This is a genomic window from Streptomyces sp. NBC_01474 (genome assembly GCF_035918215.1).
Taxonomy (GTDB): domain Bacteria; phylum Actinomycetota; class Actinomycetes; order Streptomycetales; family Streptomycetaceae; genus Streptomyces; species Streptomyces aureus.
Window position 1 is genome coordinate 7,725,193 of record NZ_CP109449.1, and the last position, 18,229, is coordinate 7,743,421.

At 71.5% G+C, this 18,229-nt stretch carries 18 protein-coding genes; 10 read left to right on the forward strand and 8 right to left on the reverse strand.

Translation table 11 applies throughout. The features are described from left to right. The first annotated feature begins 1 nt into the window (after position 1). Together OG758_RS35205 and OG758_RS35210 are read left to right on the forward strand one after the other, a co-directional pair. Positions 2 to 613, forward strand: coding sequence for a SigE family RNA polymerase sigma factor (locus OG758_RS35205; RefSeq protein ID WP_329058145.1), 612 nt, complete (start codon positions 2 to 4; stop codon positions 611 to 613). Further along, on the forward strand, positions 610 to 1,833 hold the full coding sequence (locus tag OG758_RS35210; RefSeq protein ID WP_326713602.1) for a WD40 repeat domain-containing protein: 1,224 nt from the start codon (positions 610 to 612) through the stop codon (positions 1,831 to 1,833). The genes OG758_RS35205 and OG758_RS35210 overlap by 4 nt, the downstream gene beginning before the upstream one ends. On the opposite strand, the gene dapA is transcribed toward OG758_RS35210, so the two are convergent. Further along, a complete protein-coding gene (dapA, locus tag OG758_RS35215) occupies positions 1,820 to 2,725 on the reverse strand; it encodes a 4-hydroxy-tetrahydrodipicolinate synthase (RefSeq protein WP_326713603.1) in 906 nt (301 codons plus the stop codon). The two genes, OG758_RS35210 and dapA, sit on opposite strands and share 14 nt — an antisense overlap. Positions 2,726 to 2,933: 208 nt before the next feature. On the opposite strand from dapA, the gene OG758_RS35220 reads away from it, so the two are divergent. After that, entirely contained in the window at positions 2,934 to 3,170 is a 237-nt protein-coding gene (locus OG758_RS35220) for a hypothetical protein (protein WP_326713604.1), read from the forward strand. Positions 3,171 to 3,247: 77 nt separating this feature from the next. On the opposite strand, the gene OG758_RS35225 is transcribed toward OG758_RS35220, so the two are convergent. The 4 genes from OG758_RS35225 to OG758_RS35240 all read right to left on the reverse strand — a co-directional run bounded on the left by OG758_RS35225 (position 3,248) and on the right by OG758_RS35240 (position 6,568). After that, positions 3,248 to 4,042 (reverse strand): ABC transporter permease, encoded by a 795-nt coding sequence (locus OG758_RS35225; protein WP_227294048.1) that lies wholly within the window; start codon positions 4,040 to 4,042, stop codon positions 3,248 to 3,250. Further along, positions 4,039 to 5,049, reverse strand: a complete 1,011-nt coding sequence (locus OG758_RS35230; RefSeq protein ID WP_326713605.1) for an ATP-binding cassette domain-containing protein — start codon at positions 5,047 to 5,049, stop codon at positions 4,039 to 4,041. Before OG758_RS35230 ends, OG758_RS35225 begins: the two co-directional genes overlap by 4 nt. Positions 5,050 to 5,116: 67 nt before the next feature. After that, the gene (locus OG758_RS35235; protein ID WP_326713606.1) at positions 5,117 to 5,962 is read right to left on the reverse strand and encodes a DUF4097 family beta strand repeat-containing protein; all 846 of its coding nucleotides are present in this window, start codon (positions 5,960 to 5,962) and stop codon (positions 5,117 to 5,119) included. 66 nt (positions 5,963 to 6,028) lie between these two features. Then, positions 6,029 to 6,568: a hypothetical protein gene (locus OG758_RS35240; RefSeq protein ID WP_326713607.1), complete on the reverse strand. Its 540-nt coding sequence runs from the start codon at positions 6,566 to 6,568 to the stop codon at positions 6,029 to 6,031. 321 nt (positions 6,569 to 6,889) lie between these two features. Between OG758_RS35240 and OG758_RS35245 the strand changes: the two genes are divergently transcribed. Together OG758_RS35245 and OG758_RS35250 are read left to right on the forward strand one after the other, a co-directional pair. Next, positions 6,890 to 7,501, forward strand: coding sequence for an ArsR/SmtB family transcription factor (locus tag OG758_RS35245; RefSeq protein WP_326713608.1), 612 nt, complete (start codon positions 6,890 to 6,892; stop codon positions 7,499 to 7,501). Positions 7,502 to 7,522: 21 nt separating this feature from the next. After that, on the forward strand, positions 7,523 to 8,266 hold the full coding sequence (locus OG758_RS35250; RefSeq protein WP_326713609.1) for an SRPBCC family protein: 744 nt from the start codon (positions 7,523 to 7,525) through the stop codon (positions 8,264 to 8,266). Positions 8,267 to 8,317: 51 nt separating this feature from the next. Here the strand turns inward: OG758_RS35250 and OG758_RS35255 are convergent, their stop codons facing one another. After that, on the reverse strand, positions 8,318 to 10,141 hold the full coding sequence (locus tag OG758_RS35255) for an endonuclease/exonuclease/phosphatase family protein (protein WP_326713610.1): 1,824 nt from the start codon (positions 10,139 to 10,141) through the stop codon (positions 8,318 to 8,320). A gap of 216 nt (positions 10,142 to 10,357) precedes the next feature. Between OG758_RS35255 and OG758_RS35260 the strand changes: the two genes are divergently transcribed. Further along, complete coding sequence (locus tag OG758_RS35260) at positions 10,358 to 11,800, forward strand: hypothetical protein (RefSeq protein ID WP_326713611.1); 1,443 nt, start codon at positions 10,358 to 10,360, stop codon at positions 11,798 to 11,800. 216 nt (positions 11,801 to 12,016) lie between these two features. Beyond that, positions 12,017 to 13,480 (forward strand): alkaline phosphatase PhoX, encoded by a 1,464-nt coding sequence (locus tag OG758_RS35265; protein WP_326713612.1) that lies wholly within the window; start codon positions 12,017 to 12,019, stop codon positions 13,478 to 13,480. A gap of 65 nt (positions 13,481 to 13,545) precedes the next feature. Here OG758_RS35265 and OG758_RS35270 read toward each other — a convergent pair whose 3' ends face one another. Further along, a complete protein-coding gene (locus tag OG758_RS35270) occupies positions 13,546 to 14,442 on the reverse strand; it encodes a serine/threonine-protein kinase (RefSeq protein ID WP_326713613.1) in 897 nt (298 codons plus the stop codon). Positions 14,443 to 14,610: 168 nt separating this feature from the next. Between OG758_RS35270 and OG758_RS35275 the strand changes: the two genes are divergently transcribed. From OG758_RS35275 to OG758_RS35285, 3 genes are all read left to right on the forward strand, one after another. Next, complete coding sequence (locus OG758_RS35275; protein WP_326713614.1) at positions 14,611 to 15,261, forward strand: GntR family transcriptional regulator; 651 nt, start codon at positions 14,611 to 14,613, stop codon at positions 15,259 to 15,261. A gap of 61 nt (positions 15,262 to 15,322) precedes the next feature. Then, entirely contained in the window at positions 15,323 to 16,342 is a 1,020-nt protein-coding gene (locus OG758_RS35280) for a 1-aminocyclopropane-1-carboxylate deaminase (protein ID WP_326713615.1), read from the forward strand. A gap of 141 nt (positions 16,343 to 16,483) precedes the next feature. Further along, entirely contained in the window at positions 16,484 to 16,711 is a 228-nt protein-coding gene (locus tag OG758_RS35285) for a CarD family transcriptional regulator (RefSeq protein ID WP_266565655.1), read from the forward strand. Between the two features lie 223 nt (positions 16,712 to 16,934). Here the strand turns inward: OG758_RS35285 and OG758_RS35290 are convergent, their stop codons facing one another. After that, the gene (locus OG758_RS35290) at positions 16,935 to 18,158 is read right to left on the reverse strand and encodes a TerD family protein (protein WP_326716141.1); all 1,224 of its coding nucleotides are present in this window, start codon (positions 18,156 to 18,158) and stop codon (positions 16,935 to 16,937) included. Between the last annotated feature and the right edge of the window lie 71 nt (positions 18,159 to 18,229).

The window sequence follows — 18,229 nt, forward strand, 5'->3', positions numbered from 1 at the left end:
GATGGATGCCGGCAGGGAAGCACCAGCGGGGCATGCCGGACAGACGGCGGGTGAGGCAGGCGCGGATCGCTGGGACAGCTTCCGCGAGTTCGTGGCGAGCAGGTCGTCCGCCCTCCTGAAGACCGCGGTGCTCCTCAGCGGGGGCGACCGGCACGCCGCCGAGGACCTGCTCCAGAACGCGCTGATCAAGGCGGCCGGACGCTGGCACCGGATCGACGAACCGGAGGCCTACGTACGGAAGATCCTCTACCGCCAGCAGATCAGCAGATGGCGCCTGAAGTGGCGCGGACGGGAACTGACCGTCGCCGAGCCGCCGGAGAGTCGTACAGGGGTCGACTCTTCCTACGCCGCCGACCTGCGCATCGTGATGCGCACCGCGCTCGCCAGGCTCACCGCCCGGCAGCGCACCGTACTCGTCCTGCGCTACTTCGAGGACCTGCCGGAGGCGGATGTCGCCCGCCTCCTGGGCTGCTCGGTGGGCACCGTGCGCTCGACCACGCACCGCTCGCTCGCCAAGCTGCGCAGCCTCGCGCCCGAACTCGCCGCGCTCGGTCAGGCCGACGCCGAAGAGCTGCCGTCCCGCGACTTCTCACCCATGGAGGTGCGTCCGTGAACGTCGATGAACTGCTGCGCGACGCACTGCGCGAACAGGCCGCCGACAGCGCGTCCGTGCCGTCCGGCTTCGCCGACCGGGTGCTCGCCGTGCGGCACCGCCGCCGGGTCCGCACCATCGCGGGAGCCGCGGTCGCCACGGCGGCGGTCGTGGCCACGGCGGTCGCCGTGCCCGTCCTGCACTCGGGCGGCCAGGACGTGCGCCCCGCGAGCCGGATGAACCAGAGCGACATCATCGCGCACCCGGACCAGTCGCCTCCGCGGGACCTGATCGCGGCGGGGGACACGGCGCTGGCCGCGTTCTCCACGTACAAGAAGGTCGGACTGCCGGGCCGGGACGCCGAGATGCGGCGCACCTTCGGGCTGCTCAACCAGAAGACCGGCAAGTACGACAGGACCACGCGGTGGTCGTGGGTCGACGTGGCGCCCGGCATGCGGACGGCCGCCGTCCTGGAGCAGCGGCTGCCCGTGGACCGCATCGGCCTGCTCGACCTGATCACCGGCAAGGTGGAGCGGTGGATCGAGCTCGACAAGGGCGTGGGCGGGGTGAAGTTCTCGCCGGACGGCAGGAAGCTCCTCGCCACGACGTACTCCAAGAGCCCCGACCATCTCTACTGGTCGCACAAGATGAACGTGAACGGCAAGAACCAGCCGGGGCCGGTCGCCAGCCGGACCGGGTTCGCCGTCGTCGACGTCTCCTCCGGCAAGGCCGGCTGGCACGAACTGCCCTTCTGGAAGGACGAGATGGGCTGGTCGCCGAACGCGCGCGCCGACCTCGCGTTCAGCCACGACGGCAAGCTCGTCTACGAGCAGATCCCGACGGCGCCCGGCCGGATCTACTACGACCTGAACGGCCGCAAGGTGGCCACACCCGCCGTGGAGAAACATGTGACGTGGGCGGAGGCGGGCCTCTCGCCGGACGGCAAGCTCGTCGGGGGCGACTTCGCCGGCCAGGGCGACGAGATCGCCTCGGCGATCGTCGATCCGCTCAGCGGCAGGATGATCACCAAGGTGCCGGGGCAGCAGCTGCTCGCCTGGGCCGACAACAAGCGGCTCATCGCCTGGGGCTGCGACCCCAAGAAGTGCCGCGGCAAGGGCGAGTTCCACAACCAGCTGCTCCTGCTCACCATCGGCAGCGACAAGGTCGTCCAGCTCAGCGACTTCCGCAAGGCGTCCGACGACTATCCGGGCCGCTGGACACCGCAGTTCACGACACGCTGACGAACTTCTCGTACGCGGTCAGCAGCCCGTCGGCCGCCTCGTGGCCGGCGGGCCGCAGTGGTGCGCGGACCGGGCCGCCGGGCAGGCCCAGCGCGCCGAGCAGTGCCTTCGCGGTGACCGTGCCCGGCAGCCCGGACGCCATCATCAACTCGACGAGTGGGGCGGCCAGTTGCTGGCGCCGGGCCGCCTCCCGGGTGTCGCCCGCGTCGTAGGAGTCCAGGACGGCCCGCAGCGCACGCGGCGCCACGTTCGCGACCGTCGACACGAAGCCCGCCCCGCCCACCGCGTACAGCGGGAGCGCGAACTCCTCGCAGCCCGCGTAGTACGCGAGACCGGTCGCGCCGAGCACCTTCTGCGCGGCGAGCATGTCGTACGCGCAGTCCTTGACGGCCACGATCCGGGGGTGGGACGCGAGCCGGATCAGAGTGGCCGGCTCGATGCGCGTGCCCGTGCGGCCCGGGATGTCGTACAGCATCACCGGCAGTCCCGACGCGTCCGCGATCTCGCGGAAGTGCGCCTCCAGGGCGTCCTGCGGCGGGCGGCTGTAGTACGGGCTGACGACCAACAGGCCGTCCGCGCCCGCCTTTTCGGCCCCGGCCGCAAGCTCCACGGTGTGCCGGGTGTCCGCGGTGCCGACGCCCGCGACGACGGGGACCCGCTCCCCGACCGCGTCCTTCACGGCCCGCACGAGCGCGGCCTTCTCGTCGTCCGACGTCGTGGGGGACTCGCCGGTGGTGCCGGACAGGACGAGGCCCTCGCAGCCCTCGGCGACCAGGTGGGCCGCCAGGCGCTGCGCGCCGTCCAGGTCAAGGGCGCCGTCGTCGGCGAACGGCGTGACCATGGCGCACAGAGCGCGGCCGAAGGGAGGGTGCGGGGAGTTCACGAGGCTCATATGTGCAGTCTCGGCGCCCCGACCGTACAGCTCCACTTAATTCTTCTACGAGGTAGTGGCGAGCCTTGCTAATCAGTTGGGGATACATGGCCGAGTTCCGACGGGATATTGGCCGAGGGGCGACCTTCAGAATGGGCGCCCGGATTCCGAGTTATCAGGAAGAAGTCGCACGTATGCGTAGACATATAAAACGTATAAGGACCCCGTGGTGCGTGACATCGTCCTGGCCCTCGCCGCTCCGCTGCTGATCTGCGCGGGTGGCATCTACGCCGCGTGTGACGGCTGGTGGCGCCGCCGGCACCCCGCGCCGGACCTGCGCTCACATGCCGGGCGCCGCATCGTCGCCGAACGGGCGGTGGCCGACGCGGAGGCGATCGTGGCCGACCGGTACGCGATCCTCGCCGAGGCGGAGCGCAGCGCCGCGCGGCTCGGCGGACAGCAGTAGGACGGGGTGCTCACTCCCTGCCGGTGAGTGAACGCCCCGCCCTCATGTGCGGTGTCAAAGAGTGGTGGTGCTGTTGATCAGCGCTTACCGGTGTTGTTGAAGAGCGAGCGCGACCAGGTGTAGCCGAGCACTGCCAGCGCCACGCACCAGACCACGGCCAGCCACCCGTTGTTGCCGATCTCGGTGCCGAGCAGCAGTCCGCGCAGGGTCTCGATGGCCGGGGTGAACGGCTGGTACTCGGCGATCGGCTGGAACCAGCCCGGCATCGCGTCGACCGGCACGAACGCGCTGGACAGGAGCGGCAGAACCATCAGCGGCATCGCGTTGTTGCTGGCCGCCTCGGCGTTCGGGCTGGACAGGCCCATGCCGACCGCGATCCAGGTGAGCGCAAGGGAGACGAGCGCCAGCAGCCCGACCGCCAGGATCCACTCCAGGGCGGTGGCATCCGTGGACCGGAACCCGATCGCCACGGCGACGGCCCCGACGAGCACCACGCTCATCACGCACTGCAGGACACTGCCGACGACGTGCCCGATGAGCACCGATCCGCGGTGGATCGCCATCGTGCGGAAGCGGGCGATGATGCCCTCGGTCATGTCCATGGAGACGGACACCGCGCTGCCGATCGTGGTGCCGCCGATGGTCAGCATCAGGATGCCCGGGACGAGATACGCGATGTACGCGGAGCGGTCGGCGCCGCCGCCGCTGATGCCGGCGCTCATCACGTCGCCGAAGATGTAGACGAAGAGCAACAGCAGCACGACGGGCGTCAGCAGCAGATTCAGCGTCATGGAGGGGTAGCGGCGGGCGTGCAGCAGGTTGCGGCGCAGCATCGTGGACGAGTCGCGCACGGCGAGGGACAGGGAGCTCATCGGGCTTCCTCCTTGGGCTGGTTCGGCTGGGTGGGTACGCCGGCGCCGCCCGTCAGGGCGAAGAACACGTCGTCGAGGTCGGGGGTGTGCACGGTCAGCTCGTCCGCCTCGATGCCGACCGAGTCCAGCCAGTCGAGGATGGAGCGCAGCTCGCGCTGGCTGCCGGCGCTGGGGATCTGCAGGGCGAGGGCCTCGTCGTCCCGGTGGGCCTCGCGCAGGGAGAGGGCGGCGTTCTGGTAGGCGTCGGGGTCGGTGAAGCGGAGCCGGATGTGTCCGCCGGGGATGAGCCGCTTGAGTTCCTCGGCGCTGCCCTCGGCGGCGATCTTGCCGTCGTTGAGCACGGCGATACGGTCGGCGAGCTCGTCGGCCTCGTCGAGGTACTGCGTGGTGAGGAAGACGGTGACGCCGTCGGAGACCAGCTCGCGGATGATGCCCCACATGTTGTGACGGGCGCGGGGGTCGAGGCCGGTGGTCGGCTCGTCGAGGAAGATGATCCGCGGGCTGCCGACCAGCGTCATGGCGATGTCCAGGCGGCGCTTCATACCGCCCGAGTAGGTGGAGGCGGGCTTCTTCGCGGCGTCGGTGAGATCGAACCGCTCCAGCAACTCGGCGGCGACGCGCCGCCCCTCGCGCTTGGGCAGATGGTGCAGGTCCGCCATGAGGAGCATGTTCTCCTCGCCGGTGATGAGGCCGTCGACGGCGGAGAACTGCCCGGTGACGCCGATCGCGGCACGTACGCCGTCCGGTGACGTGGCGAGGTCGTGGCCCGCGACCTGGGCCTGGCCGCCGTCGGCGGAGATGAGCGTGGACAGGATCTGCACGGCCGTGGTCTTGCCGGCGCCGTTCGGGCCGAGCAGGGCGAACACGGTGCCGGTCGGGATGTGCAGGTCGATCCCGTCGAGGACGGTCTTGTCGCCGTACGACTTGCGCAGACCGACGGTGGAGACGGCGGCGGTCGGCTGCCGGTCGTTGCCGGGCCTGGACGTGATCATGACAGATGAAGGCATGGGGCCCTCCCATTCGAAGGCGTGGTGAGCGGTGAAGTGGCGTGTGGCGTAAGGGGCTTGGGGCGGGTCAGGCCCGGGCGCGGCGGATGTCGATGTTGCCGAACTTGGTCCGGGCGCGGACCTCGACCGTTTCCTCGCTCTTCTCCGGGCTGTCGGACGCGGTGAGCGTGTTGCGCACCTGTCCGTTGCCCGAGCCGGCGTCGAGCCAGGCGGCCGTGCCCTCGCGGATGCCGATGTCGATGGCGCCGTAGGAGGTCTCCAGCTGGACGGTGCCACGGGCCACGTCGCCCACGCGCAGGGTGCCGTGGGCGGTGGTCGCGGTGACCGAGCTCTCGGCGCGCCGGATGTCGATGTCGCCGTTGGCGCCGCTCACCCGCAGATCGCCGATCGCGGTGCCCACGGTCGTGGAGCCGTGCGAGTTCTTCAGGACGGCCGGACCGTCCACGACACCGACGCGCAGGCTGCCGGAGCTAGTGGTGATCTCGGCCAGGCCCTCGACCCGGTCCACGGTGATCGAGCCGTGCGACGCGGTCAGCTGGAGGGGGCCCGTCGCGTCCAGGCGGACGTCACCCGACGACGTCTTCACGCGGACCTCGCCGAGCAGGCCCTCGCCGAGCACCTGGGTCCAGGAGCCGGTCGTGTCGATGCGGGAGCCGGTGGGCAGCTCGACCGTCACGTCGACGCTGCCGGTGGGCCCGACGAGGTAGCGCCCCTTGGGTGTCCTGATGGTCAGCACGCCGTTCGCGTAGGTGACCTCGGTCTGCTCGGCGACCCGCACGTCCTTGTCCTTCTTCGGGTCGCGGGGCCGCAGCTCGACGACCGTGTCGAGGCGGTCGCTCGCGGAGAACTGGATGGAACCGGCGGCCACGTTGGCGATGACCGAGATCGGCTGGGGCGTGTCGAAAGAAGGCATGGCTGTCCCGTCCTCTTGGGTCTCAGGGTGAAGTTCCGGGTGAATTCGGGCGGGCGGGATGCGCGGTCAGCGCACCCAGCCCGTGAAGCTCTGTCCGACGGTGCGGGTGGTGCGGGTGGCTTGGGTGCTTCCCGGTGTACGTGACGGGGCGCCGCCGTCGAGCGCGGCCGACACGGCCCGTACCAGCCACGCGTTGACCGACAGGCCCTCGCGGCTCGCGGCCTCCTCGGCACGCGTCTTGAGGTGGGCGGGCAGGCGCAGATTGACGCGGGCGGTGCCACCGTCGTCCCCGTCGGCGGGCGCCGGGGCCGGCGCCTTGAGCGGCTCGGCGGGCCCGCTCCTGTCCTCGTACGCCTCGTCGGCCGCCGGCCGCGTCACGACGAAGTCCGGGTCGAGCCCGCGCAGCCGTACGTCGACCGAGCCGGGGGCGAGTTCACGGGTGATCTCGTCCATCGCGGCGGAGAGCACGTTGAGCATCGTCAGGCGGGTCGCCGACTCCAGGGGGGCGGTGAGCCGCTCGGCCAGCTCGCGGGCTTCTTCGCCGCCGGCTTCGGCGGCCACCGCGAGTTCGCGGCGGAGGTTGTCGACATACGGCGTGAGGTCCATGACGTCATAGTGGCACCACTTTGGCGCCATGCGCAAGCGTGTGAGGGAGGTGATTATGGGTCGAGGTTGAGCAAGCTGCTCTGACCTGCGGAAACGTTGTGGCATCGAGTTGCGTCAATGCGGTGCCACGTGAGGTCCCGTCCGCTCTGGCGTCTCTGATGGCATCACGTGGCACCGCGTGGTGCCACGTGGTGCCACGTGATGTCATCGGGTCGGGGCCCCGTCCGTGCCCGGGCGAGTGGTCCCCTTCCTCGACTTCCCCGACTCGCCGAACAATCGAGTCGCCTGGACAAAAAAAGTTTTCGGTGGGACGGTGGGGTCATGTTGGACGTCACCGTGATCGAGGACCCGGCGGCAGCCGCGGTCTCCCTCGACCCGATCAGGGCCCGGCTGCTCGCGGAGCTGGCCGCCGGACCCGCATCCGCCGCGATGCTCGCCCCCAAGGTCGGCCTGCCGCGCCAGAAGGTGAACTACCACCTCAAGGCGCTGGAGAAGCACGGCCTGGTCGAGCTGGCGGGGGAGCGGCGCAAGGGCAATGTCACCGAGCGCCTGATGCGGGCCACGGCCGCCTCGTACGTGATCTCGCCGGTCGCGCTCGGCGCTGTGCGGCCCGACCCGGACCGGGCCCGCGACCAGCTCTCCGCGCGCTGGCTGCTCGCCGTCGCGGCACGCCTCGTACAGGACGTGGGGGCGCTGCTGACCGGGGCCGCCAAGGCGAAGAAGCGCCTGGCCACCTACGCGCTCGACGGCGAGGTCAGGTTCGCGTCCGCCGCGGACCGGGCCGCGTTCATCGAGGAACTGACCCAAGGGGTCGGCGCGCTCGTCCGCAAATACCACGACGGATCCGCAGAGGGCGGCCGCGACCACCGGGTGGTGATCGCCGTGCATCCCTCGGTGAAGGATCCGCAGCCCCGACCGTCCCTCGAAGACTGACCGCACCAAGGAGTTACCGCCATGACGAACGAACCCAGGGAATTCGAGATCGCCCGCGAGTTCGAGGTCGACGCCACCCCCGAGCAGGTCTGGGAGGCGCTCACCTCGGGCACCGGCGGCTGGCTGTGGCCGATGGAGTACGAGCCGAAGGAGGGCGGCCGCGGCCCCCACGGCGCCACCATCACCGCCTGGGACCCGGAGCACCGGCTCACCGCCCGCTCGGACAACCCGGACGCGCTGCCCCCGTTCCAGACCCTCAACCAGCTGGACCATGTCATCGAGGCCCGCGACGGCGGCAGCCGCGCCTGGGTCCGCTACGTCCACAGCGGGATCTTCGTCGACAACTGGGACGACTACTACGACGGCGCCGACAAGCACACCGACTTCTACCTGCACACGCTGCGCCAGTACCTGACGCACTTCGCGGGCCGGCCCGTCGCCTTCGCCATGTTCGACGGGCCCGCCGCGTCCGCGAACCCCGAGGCCCTCGCCGCCGTCGGCCGCGCCCTCGGCCTGCCCGACGACGCCGCCGAGGGCACCAAGCTGCGCGTCCGGGCCCCCGGCGGCGAGACCCTGGAAGCCGTACTCGACTACCGCAACCCGTACTTCATCGGCCTGCGCACCGACGACGCCATGTACCGCTTCTTCGGCCGCGGCCGATGGGGCGCGCGCGTCGGCATCGTCGTCCACGACTTCGCGCCGGGCGCCGACGCCGCGCAGGACGAGTCGGCCTGGCGCGGCTGGCTGGACGGGGTCTTCGCCTGACGACCCCGCCTGCCGGTCAACCCGCCGGTGCTGCGGACAGGCCCGCAGGTGCTACGGACGGAACCGCAGCACCTGCGGGTCGTGGTCGCTGATCTGGTCGTTGAACTCGCTGTTGATGTGCACGCTGTCGTACGCGAAGGCGTCGTGCCGGATCGACGGGCTGATCAGGATCTGGTCGAGGACCTGACTGTTGCCCTGGTAGTCGTACGTGTAACGCTCGCTCCTCGGCAGGGACTTGATCGCCGACCACAGGGCGCCGCCGTCCTCGAGGCGCTGCGCCGTGCCGGAGAACTCGAAGTCGTTGATGTCGCCGAGCGTCACGACGTCGGCGTCCTTCTGCGCCTTGAGGATGTCCTTCACGAAGCCGTTCACCGCGTCCGCCTGCGCGTGGCGCTGGGTCTCCGAGCTGCGCGCCGGCGGCTGGTACTGAGCCGTCAGGCCCTGGTCGCCGCCCTTGGACGCGAAGTGGTTGGCGATGACGAAGACGGTCTTCCCGCGGAAGACGAACTCGCCCGCGAGCGGCTTGCGGCTGTTCTTCCACGCCTCGTCGGCCGGGGCGATCCGGCCCGGGGACGCGGTCAGCGCCGCCCGGCCGTGCGTCCGGGTCACGCCCACGGGTGTCGTGGAGTCGCCGCCCGCGCGGTCGGTGAACGAGACGCGCTCGGGGTTGAAGAGGAACACCTGGCGGATGTTGCCGCCGGGCTCGCCGCCGTCCTGGTCGTTGACCGGGTCGATGGAGCGCCAGTCGTACTTCGGGCCGCCGGCGGCGACGATCGCGTCGATCAGCTTGTTCACCGTGACGTCCGCGGCGACCGTTCCGTCGTCCTTCGCGCCGTTGTTGTCCTGGATCTCCTCCAGCGACACGACGTCGGGCGACTGGAGGTGGTCGACGATCGCGGCCGCGTGCGCGGCGAACGTGCCGTCGGCCGGGTCCAGGTTCTCGACGTTGTACGTGGCCACGGCCAGCTCGCCGCGCTTCTGCTGCCGCGTCGTCTCCCGCTCCAGGCCCCCCTTGTCCAGGGTGCCGAGCTCCCGCGCGACCAGCGTGTAACCGCCGAACTGGGTGTAGTCCAGGGGGCCTTCGGTCCGACCCGCCAGGGTGTCCCCGACGTTCGCCGCGGGGAAGTCGGCGACCGTGCCGAGCGACTGGATCTGGAGGCGGCCCGTGTTCTGGGACCCGTACGAGCCGTAGACGGTGCCGCCGCGGCGCGTGGGGTTCTCGTGCGGCTTGACCGTCACCCACAGCTCTGCGTACGCGTCGGAGGCGGTGACGACACGGGAGGAGCCGACGCGTACGTTCATGCCCTCCAGGGACTCGTAGAGGTCCAGGGCGTACTTCGACGGGCGCAGCGGCAGCGCGTTGACCGAGCCGTTCGCCGCCGGGTCGCCGGCCGGGGCGTACGCGGCGGGGACCGACTTCGCGTCGATGGCCGTGGCGGCCGGGAGCGCGTTGCCCGACGAGACGACCGTGACCGTCGGCTTGGTGATCTCCGTGACGGACTGGTTGCCCGACGAGGCGCCGCCGGGGACGTACTCCGAGACCGTGCCCGAGACCGTCACCGCGTCGCCGGCGGCGGCCTTCGGGGCCGAGCTGGTGAAGACGAAGACGCCCTCGCTCGTGGCGGGGTCGTCGTCGGGCGCCGTGTCCTGGATCCAGAAGCCCTTGGACGAGCCGTAGGTTCTGACGCCCGTGACCACACCGGCCACGTCCGTGACCTGTTTCCCGGCCAGCGGGGACGTCCGGGTCGCGCCCTGGATGTCATGGATGCGTATCGCGTCCGCGTGCGCGGGCGAGGTGAGGACGACGGCGGAGACGGTGGAGCAGACGGCGGCGACGGTCAGCGCGGCGAGGCGCGACGAGTTCTTGCTCGGCAAGGGATCCCTCCGGGGACGTGCGTGATGCGCCGGGACGAGGGTGGAGCGAGCGAGCCGCTCCGTGCTCTTCTACGCGCGTAAATGTCTTGTGGAGCAAGGGGAGTTGTCAAGGTTTCAGCGGTGTACGGTTCCTGACGGGTACATGAACCGGGCGGCATGCTGCCAAATCCGTCTAGGCTGAGCGGTCGCACAACACGTCCGGAGGAGAACAAGGCGATGTCAGACAGCTCCCCCCTGCCGCCGGCGAGGCTGCACCCCGAAGCGGAGCTCGCGCGCGCCGCCCTCGCCACCCCGCTGCTCTCCCGCGCGGTGCGGCTCGCCCGCTGGGCGGGACCCACGACCCGGGTCGGCGCGGGCGGTGAACTCGCCGAGGAACAGCTGCCCGCCGCGGCGCTCGCGCTCGGGCTCGCCGCGGACGCCGACGGGGCCGCGGACGCGAGCGAGGCCTGGCGGGTCGCGGTCGACACCGGGCTCGTGGAGATCGTGGACGAGGAGGATGGCACCGTCACCGCCGGCGAGGACCTCGCCGTCGTCGCCTCCGGCAGCCCGCAGGACGTCCTCGCCCTGTGGCTCGGCGCCCTGGACACCGCGCTCGCCGACGCGAGCGTGCCGGACCTCGACGACCTCGTCGACATCCTGGAGGAGACCGGAGAGGTCGACTTCTCGCAGCTCGACTGGGACCCCGAGGCGGAGGCCGAGTTCCTCGAGGGCGTCCTCGGCAACCTCTACCTCCTGACGGTCACCGAGGGCGGCGCGGGCGACGAGCCCGTCCCGCTGCCCGCCCTCGCCGCGTCGATGATCCTGCCCGACGACATGGGCGAGCCCACGGACGACGTCCTGGAGCAGGTGTCGGACGCGATGCTGAAGCTGGACGACCAGTTCCGGCTGCTCGTCCCGGTGGGGCTCGTCGAGTTCCAGCCGGTCGACGAGGCGCTGATGGCGGAGATCGAGGAGGGCGAGGGGACCACCGAGCCCGACGCCTTCGACGACTCGGACGTCACGCGGTACGGCATGGTGCGGCTCACCCCGCTCGGGCTCTACGGCGTCCGCGCGCGCATGATCGACGCCGGTCTCGACGCGCCGCTCGTCGGCGACCTCGCGGACAAGGGAGCGGACACGCTGCTCGACGGCACGTCGTCGTTCCCGCAGGCCGCGGCGCAGGCCGAGATCGAGCAGTGGGTCGCGCGACGCCAACCGCTCGTCGCGGCAAGGGAGTTGCTGGTCGCGGCGCGCGGAGCGGACGCCGGGGCGCCGCTGCGGCGGCTGCGCTGCCAGCAGGCGCTGTCCCTCGTGGGCGGCGAGGCGGAGCCGGCGCTCAGGGAGGTGCTCGACGACGCGGAGCTGGGCGGTCTCGCACGGGTGTGGCTCGCCGAGCACGGGGCGGGCGACGTGCCCGCGCCGCCGGAGTCCCTGATCTTCTGGCTCACCGTCGACACGATCGCCGCGCAGCTCGCCCTGGAGGGCAACTCCGACGAACTCCAGGGCCTGGTCGAGGGGCTCGCCGCGCAGCACCGCGGGTTCTTCGCGGCGGCGTGGAAGGTGGACCACCCGGCGACGGCGGACGTCCTGGAGGCGATGGGACGTCTGCACCCCGACAAGAAGGTGGCCAAGGAGGCCCGCAAGGCGGCGTTCAAGGCACGTTCCGCGCAGGGCGGGTAGCGGACAGCGACGCCGGGACAGGGAGGGGGCGGGGCGCGAGGGCGCCCCGCCCCCTTTCGCGTACCCGCCCGTCCCGCCCGCCGGCGACCGTGAACGTGTTCGCTCCGCCGGCGTCGTGCGGCGTTCAGCCGCCGTTCAGGCACGGCAGGGACCGTGTGGCCGAAACAGCATCAGCGCCCGCTCCACCGCCACAGCCACCCGGTCACAGGAGACACCATGTCGCTCACCCGCAGGGACTTCACGAGACGCTCCGCCGCCACCGGCGCGGGCATCGCCCTGGCCGGCACCGTCGGCGCGCTCGCCACCGCTCCCGGTGCGCTGGCCGCCGAAGGGGACCATGAGGACGCGCACACCGAGGGCCAGGAGGGCCACGACGGGCACCACCCCGGTGTCGGCTACGGCCCGCTCGTCGACGACCCGAAGGGCCTGCTCGCGCTGCCCGCCGGATTCTCGTACCGCGTCATCACGTACACCGGGAAGACGACGCTGGAGTCGGGCGAGTCCACCCCGTCCAACCACGACGGCACCGCCACCTTCGACGGTCCCCGCGGCGCCACGCTGCTCGTCAACAACCACGAGATCGGCGGCGCCCGCACCAAGGCGAAGTACCCGGTGCCGCTCGCCGAGGGACTCGTCTACGACCCGGCCGCCGCCGGTGGCTGCACCGTCGTCGAGGTCCGCCGCGACGGACAGGTCGCCGAGTGGGTCGGCATCGCCGGCACCGCCACCAACTGCGCGGGCGGGCGCACCCCTTGGGACACCTGGCTGACCTGCGAGGAGACCGAGGACAAGGCCGGCGCCAACGGCATGACCAAGGACCACGGCTACGTCTTCGAGGTCGACCCCGCGGACCGCCGCGCGAACCGCGCGCCCAAGCCGGTCAAGGCCTTCGGCCGGTACGCGCACGAGGCCGTCGTCATCGACCCCAAGCGCGGCCACGCCTACCTCACCGAGGACGCGTCCGGCCCCAACGGCCTGCTCTACCGCTGGACCCCGCCGAAGGGCTTCCACCACGGCCGCGGCAAGCTGCGCACGCTCGCCGACGACGCGGGCGTCCTCCAGGCCACCAAGTGCTTCGACTCCGGTGGCCGCTTCGTCGACGACCTGTCGCGCGCCACCCGGATCGGCACGGTCTACGGCGTCGACTGGGTCGACGTGCCCGACCGCGACGCCAGGACCGTTTCCGTGCGCAAGCAGTTCGCCGATGGTGAGGTCACCCGCGCCCGCAAGCTCGAAGGCATGTGGTGGGCCGACGGCGGCACGTACATCGTCTCCTCGTTCGCCCGTGCGGAGAGCCCCGTCCAGCACGACGGACAGGTCTGGTTCTACGACCCCAAGCGCCGCACCCTGACGCTCAAGGTCCTGCTCGGTGTGAACGCCGACCCGTCCAAGGACGGCGCCTTCGACGGCCCGGACAACATCACGGTCTCCCCGTACGGCGGCCTCGTCATCGCCGAGGACGGCAACGGCATCCAGCACCTGTTCGGCGCGACCGACAGCGGACGCACGTACCCGATCGCGCGCAACGAGCTGAACATCGGCACCGAACAGGAGCCGGAGTACAGCGAGTTCACCGGTGTCACGTTCTCGCCCGACGGCCGGACCCTCTACGCGAACATCCAGACCCCGGGCATCATGCTCGCCATCACGGGACCGTGGAAGCGCCAGCGCTCGAACTGAGCGCGCTCATCCTCCGGCCGGCGCGCACACACCTGTGGTGCGCGCCGGCCGCGGTCGTTCCCGGGTCAGTCCTGCTCCTGGGCCGACAGCCGCTCCGCGAGCGACTCCTCGTGCACGTGGATGAGGGCCGCGACCTCCTCCTGCTCCCACCAGGGATACGGGGTAGCCCGTGCGACGCACCACGCCAGGACCTCGGGGACCGTCGGACGGGCGTACGGGGACTTGGCCAGGCAGCGGGCGAGGAACGCCTCCCACTCCTGGTCCGGGACGCCGACGAGGTCCGGCGGCTCGTGCAGTGTGCGGTGGATGACGTGCGGGGCGTTGCCCGCGCCGTGCGGATTGCGGCCCGTCGCGCAGAGGCCGAGCAGCGCGCCGAGCGCGAACACGTCCGCGGGTGCGCCGGCCGGGACGGCGTGGGTGATCTGCTCGGGCGCCATGAAGCCGGGCGAGCCGACCGGTTCGGCGGCCGGTTCGCCGGTGCCGGGCGTCCCGCCGCCCGGCATTGCCGCCTTCGCGAGACCGAAGTCGATGACCTTGGGCCCGGCCGGCGTCACCACGACGTTCGCCGGCTTGAGATCGCCGTGCACGAGCCCCGTCGCGTGGATCGACGTGAGCGCCCCGGCGAGCGAGGCGCCGATCGCGGCGAGAGCACCCGGGTCCGGGAGGCCGAGCGCCGCCACCGCCTCGGACAGCGAGGGGCCCACGCAGAACTCGGCCGCGAGCCAGGGCACCGCCGCCTCGGGATCGGCGTCGAGCACGGCCGCCGTGAAGGGCCCCCGCACGGCCCGCGCCGCCTCGGTCTCCCACCGGTACCGCGCCCTGAACAGCGGCTCGGCGGCGAGAGGTTCCCGCACCGTCTTGACCACCACGACCTGGCCCGCGGGGGAGCGCGCCAGGTGGGCGGTCCCTGTGCCGCTGTCGCCGAGCTGACCGACGAGGCGATATTCCGCGAGACGCACCATGGAACGCCATCCTCCTGTACGGCTTCGAACAGCGGTACCGCGGCTCGCCGCCGGCGGGCAGGGACGCCCGGAAGACCCGGGCCGCCGAGAGCCGCCGACGATCACTGCGACGCCAGACAGCCACCGGCGGGTTCCCGCGAACGCCATTGGTATCTAACATTTCAGTTCATGGCGGCCATCCGACGGGTGCAGCGCACCCTCCTCAGAGACCAGGCGTGCACCGCGATCCGTGACGCCATCGTCGACGGGGACCTCGCGCCCGGCGCGGTCGTGCGGGACGCGGAGCTCGCCGAACTCCTCGGCCTGTCCCGCGCGCCCGTCCGCGCGGCGTTCTCACGGCTCGTGGACGAGGGGCTCCTGGAGACCAAGCCGCAGAGCCACACCAGGGTCACCCCCCTGGTGGCGGCGGACGTCCGGGACGCGGCCGCCGTCGTACGCGCCATGCACGAGCTCGCCGTCCGCACCGCCGTGCCCCGCCTCACCCGCGCCGACACCGACGCGATGGGCGAGGCCAACCGGCGGTTCGCCGCGGCCGTCGCGGCCGGTGACGTGGACGCGGCCCTGCGCGCGGACGACGAGCTGCACGGCGTCCCGGTCCGTGTCTCGGGCAACCGCGCCGCGGCGGACACCGTCGCCCGTTACACGCCGCTCATCCGCCGCCTGGAGCGGCGCCGCTTCGGCCAGGGCGCCGCGTGCGGATCCGCCGAGCCGCACGCCCGCCTCATCGACGCCTGTGCCGCGGGGGACGTGACGGGCGCGGTACGGATCACGACGGAGATCTGGCGCGTACTGGAGGAACTGGCCGACGAGGAGGCGTAGCCGGCCGGCACACACGGCGGGTCCCCGCACCCGCGACCCTGAACCGACCCCGGGAGGTCCCGTGACGATCGACGCGTACGAGCGCTACCCCCTTCTCTTCGGCCCCTCGCCCGTGCATCCGCTGGACCGGCTCACCGCGCACCTCGGCGGGGCCGCCCTCTGGGCCAAGCGGGAGGACTGCAACTCCGGGATCGCCTACGGCGGGAACAAGACCCGCAAGCTGGAGTACCTGGTCGCGGACGCGCTCGCGCAGGGCTGCGACACGCTCGTGTCGATCGGCGGGGTGCAGTCCAACCACACCCGCCAGGTCGCGGCCGTCGCGGCCCGCGCGGGCCTCAAGTGCGTTCTCGTGCAGGAGAGTTGGGTCGAGTGGCCCGACTCCGTCTACGACAAGGTCGGCAACATTCTCATCTCCCGGCTCGCGGGCGCGGAGGTGCGCCTGGTGCGGGCCGGGTTCGGCATCGGCGTCAAGGAGAGCTGGGAGCGGGCGGTCCGCGAGGTGGAGGAGGCGGGCGGCCGCCCGTACGCGATCCCGGCCGGGTGCTCCGAACACCGCCTCGGCGGCCTGGGATTCGCCCAGTGGGCTTTCGAACTCGCCGCACAGGAACAGGAGCTGGGCGTCTTCTTCGACACCGTCGTGGTCTGCTCGGTCACCGGGTCGACCCAGGCGGGGATGATGGCGGGATGCGCGGCGCTCGTCGAGTCCGGCGGCCGCCCCCGCCGCATCCTCGGTATCGACGCCTCCGCCGAGCCGGACCGCACCCGCGAGCAGATCCTGCGGATCGCCCGGGGCACGGCCCGGCTCATCGGCGTACGGCGGGAGCTGACGGAGGACGACGTCGAGCTCGATGAGCGCTATCACGCGGGGACGTACGGGGTCCCCGACGAGGCCACCCTCGACGGAATGCGGCTGGCCGCCCGCACGGAAGGCATGGTGACCGATCCCGTGTACGAGGGAAAGTCGATGGCCGGGATGATCGACCTGGTGGCCCGGGGCGAGATCGGCGCCGACGCGACCGTCCTGTACGCCCACCTCGGCGGCCAGCCGGCCCTGAACGCCTACAGCGCTCTGTTCCAGTGATCTGCGTCGCTGCAAAAGCCCGTTCCGAAGGGCTCATGCGCAGGTGAGCGCAGGTCGCGAGGGGTGTTTCACGGACATCGTCACCGAAGTGTGAGCACGTAGACGTGGTGTCCGTGGGTGCGCGGGGCGCATACTCGTTGAATGACAAGGCCCCCCAGTACGCGCCGCCAACTTCCGGGCAGCCCCTTCAACGTTCCGGCAAAGCCCGCTCCGCCGGTCGAGCAGTTCGCCGTGGGCGACCGCGTTTCCCATGATCAGTACGGCCTCGGCAGGATCATCGGAGTCGAGGGAGAGGAAGCCGTGCTCATCGACTTCGCCGGGCAGCAGGGCCGATTCCTGAGCCCGTTCTCCAAGCTGTCCAAGCTCTGACGTATCCGACGCTTCGGAACCGGCGCCCTGGATTCGGGGGTCGTGTCCACGGCTTCGGAGGCTGACGCCATGAGACGGTCGGCAGCACGGGTTTCCGTGCCGCCGACCGTCTCTGTCGTGTCCGCCCGTCACCCCTCGTGACGCCCCGGATCCCGGCGGCAACCCCTCGCTCGCATGAGCGAGGGACTGCCGTCCCCGGGGAGCCCGTGCCGCAGGCCGTTCCTCAGAGCGCCTGTGCCGCCGGCTTGACCATGCCGCGTACCGTCCGCGACTTCACGAAGTCGCCCATGGCCGTCATGTCCCACTCGCCGGAGAACTGGCGGATCAGCTTCGCCATCATCACGCCCGTCTGCGCCTCCGCGTTCGTCAGGTCGAAGCGGACCAGCTCCTCGCCCGTCGCCGCGTCGATGAGGCGGCAGTACGCCTTGGCGACCTCGGTGAACTTCTGGCCCGAGAACGAGTTCACCGTGAACACCAGGCCCGTCACGTCCTGCGGGAGCCGGCCCAGGTCGACGACGATCACCTCGTCGTCCCCGCCGCCCTCGCCCGTGAGGTTGTCGCCGGAGTGCTTGATCGCGCCGTTCACGATCGAGAGCTTGCCGAAGTAGCAGCTGTCCACGTGGTTGCGCTGGGGGCCGAAGGCGATGACCGACGCGTCCAGGTCGATGTCCTTGCCGCGGAACGCGGGCTCCCAGCCGAGACCCATCTTGACCTGCGACAGCAGCGGCTGCCCGCCCTTGACCAGGGACACCGTCTGGTTCTTCTGGAGGCTGACGCGCCCCTTGTCCAGATTGATCTTCCCGGCGCCCGGAGTGGGGGCCGCGGGCGCGGCGGCCGGTACCGCGGGGGCCGGCGCGGGCGGCGCCACACGCGGGTCGACCGGGGGAGTCGTCGGTGCGGGCATGGTCTGCACGGGCTGTGCGGGCTGCACCGGCGCGGGGGCCGGGGCCGCGGGCTCCTCGACGCTCACGCCGAAGTCCGTGGCGATGCCCGCCAGGCCGTTCGCATAGCCCTGGCCCACCGCGCGCACCTTCCACGCGCCGTTGCGCCGGTAGATCTCGACGATCACGAGGGCCGTCTCGGTGCCGAGCTGCGGCGGCGTGAACGTGGCGAGCACGGAGCCGTCGTCGACGCCCCTGATCGTGGCCGTGGGCTCGATGCCCTGGAAGGTCTGGCCGGCCGCGTCCGGGCTCGCGGTGACGACGATCTTCTCGATGCCCGGCGGCACGGCGGCCGTGTCCACCACGATCGCGTCCGGTGCCGTGCCGCCGCCCGAGCGATAGGTCACGCCCGGGCCCGAGGGCTGGTTGTAGAAGATGAAGTCGTCGTCGGAACGCACCTTGCCGTCGGCGGTGAGCAGCAGGCCCGAGACGTCGAGCCGCACCGGGGCGGCGACGTCCACCGCCACGCGGGCGGTGGACAGCGGGATGTTCGAGCCGGGGGTCATAGCGGTCATGCCGGGGTAACGAGCGATACGGCTTTGCCGTTCCCTTACCTGCCGATGACTTCCCACCGATG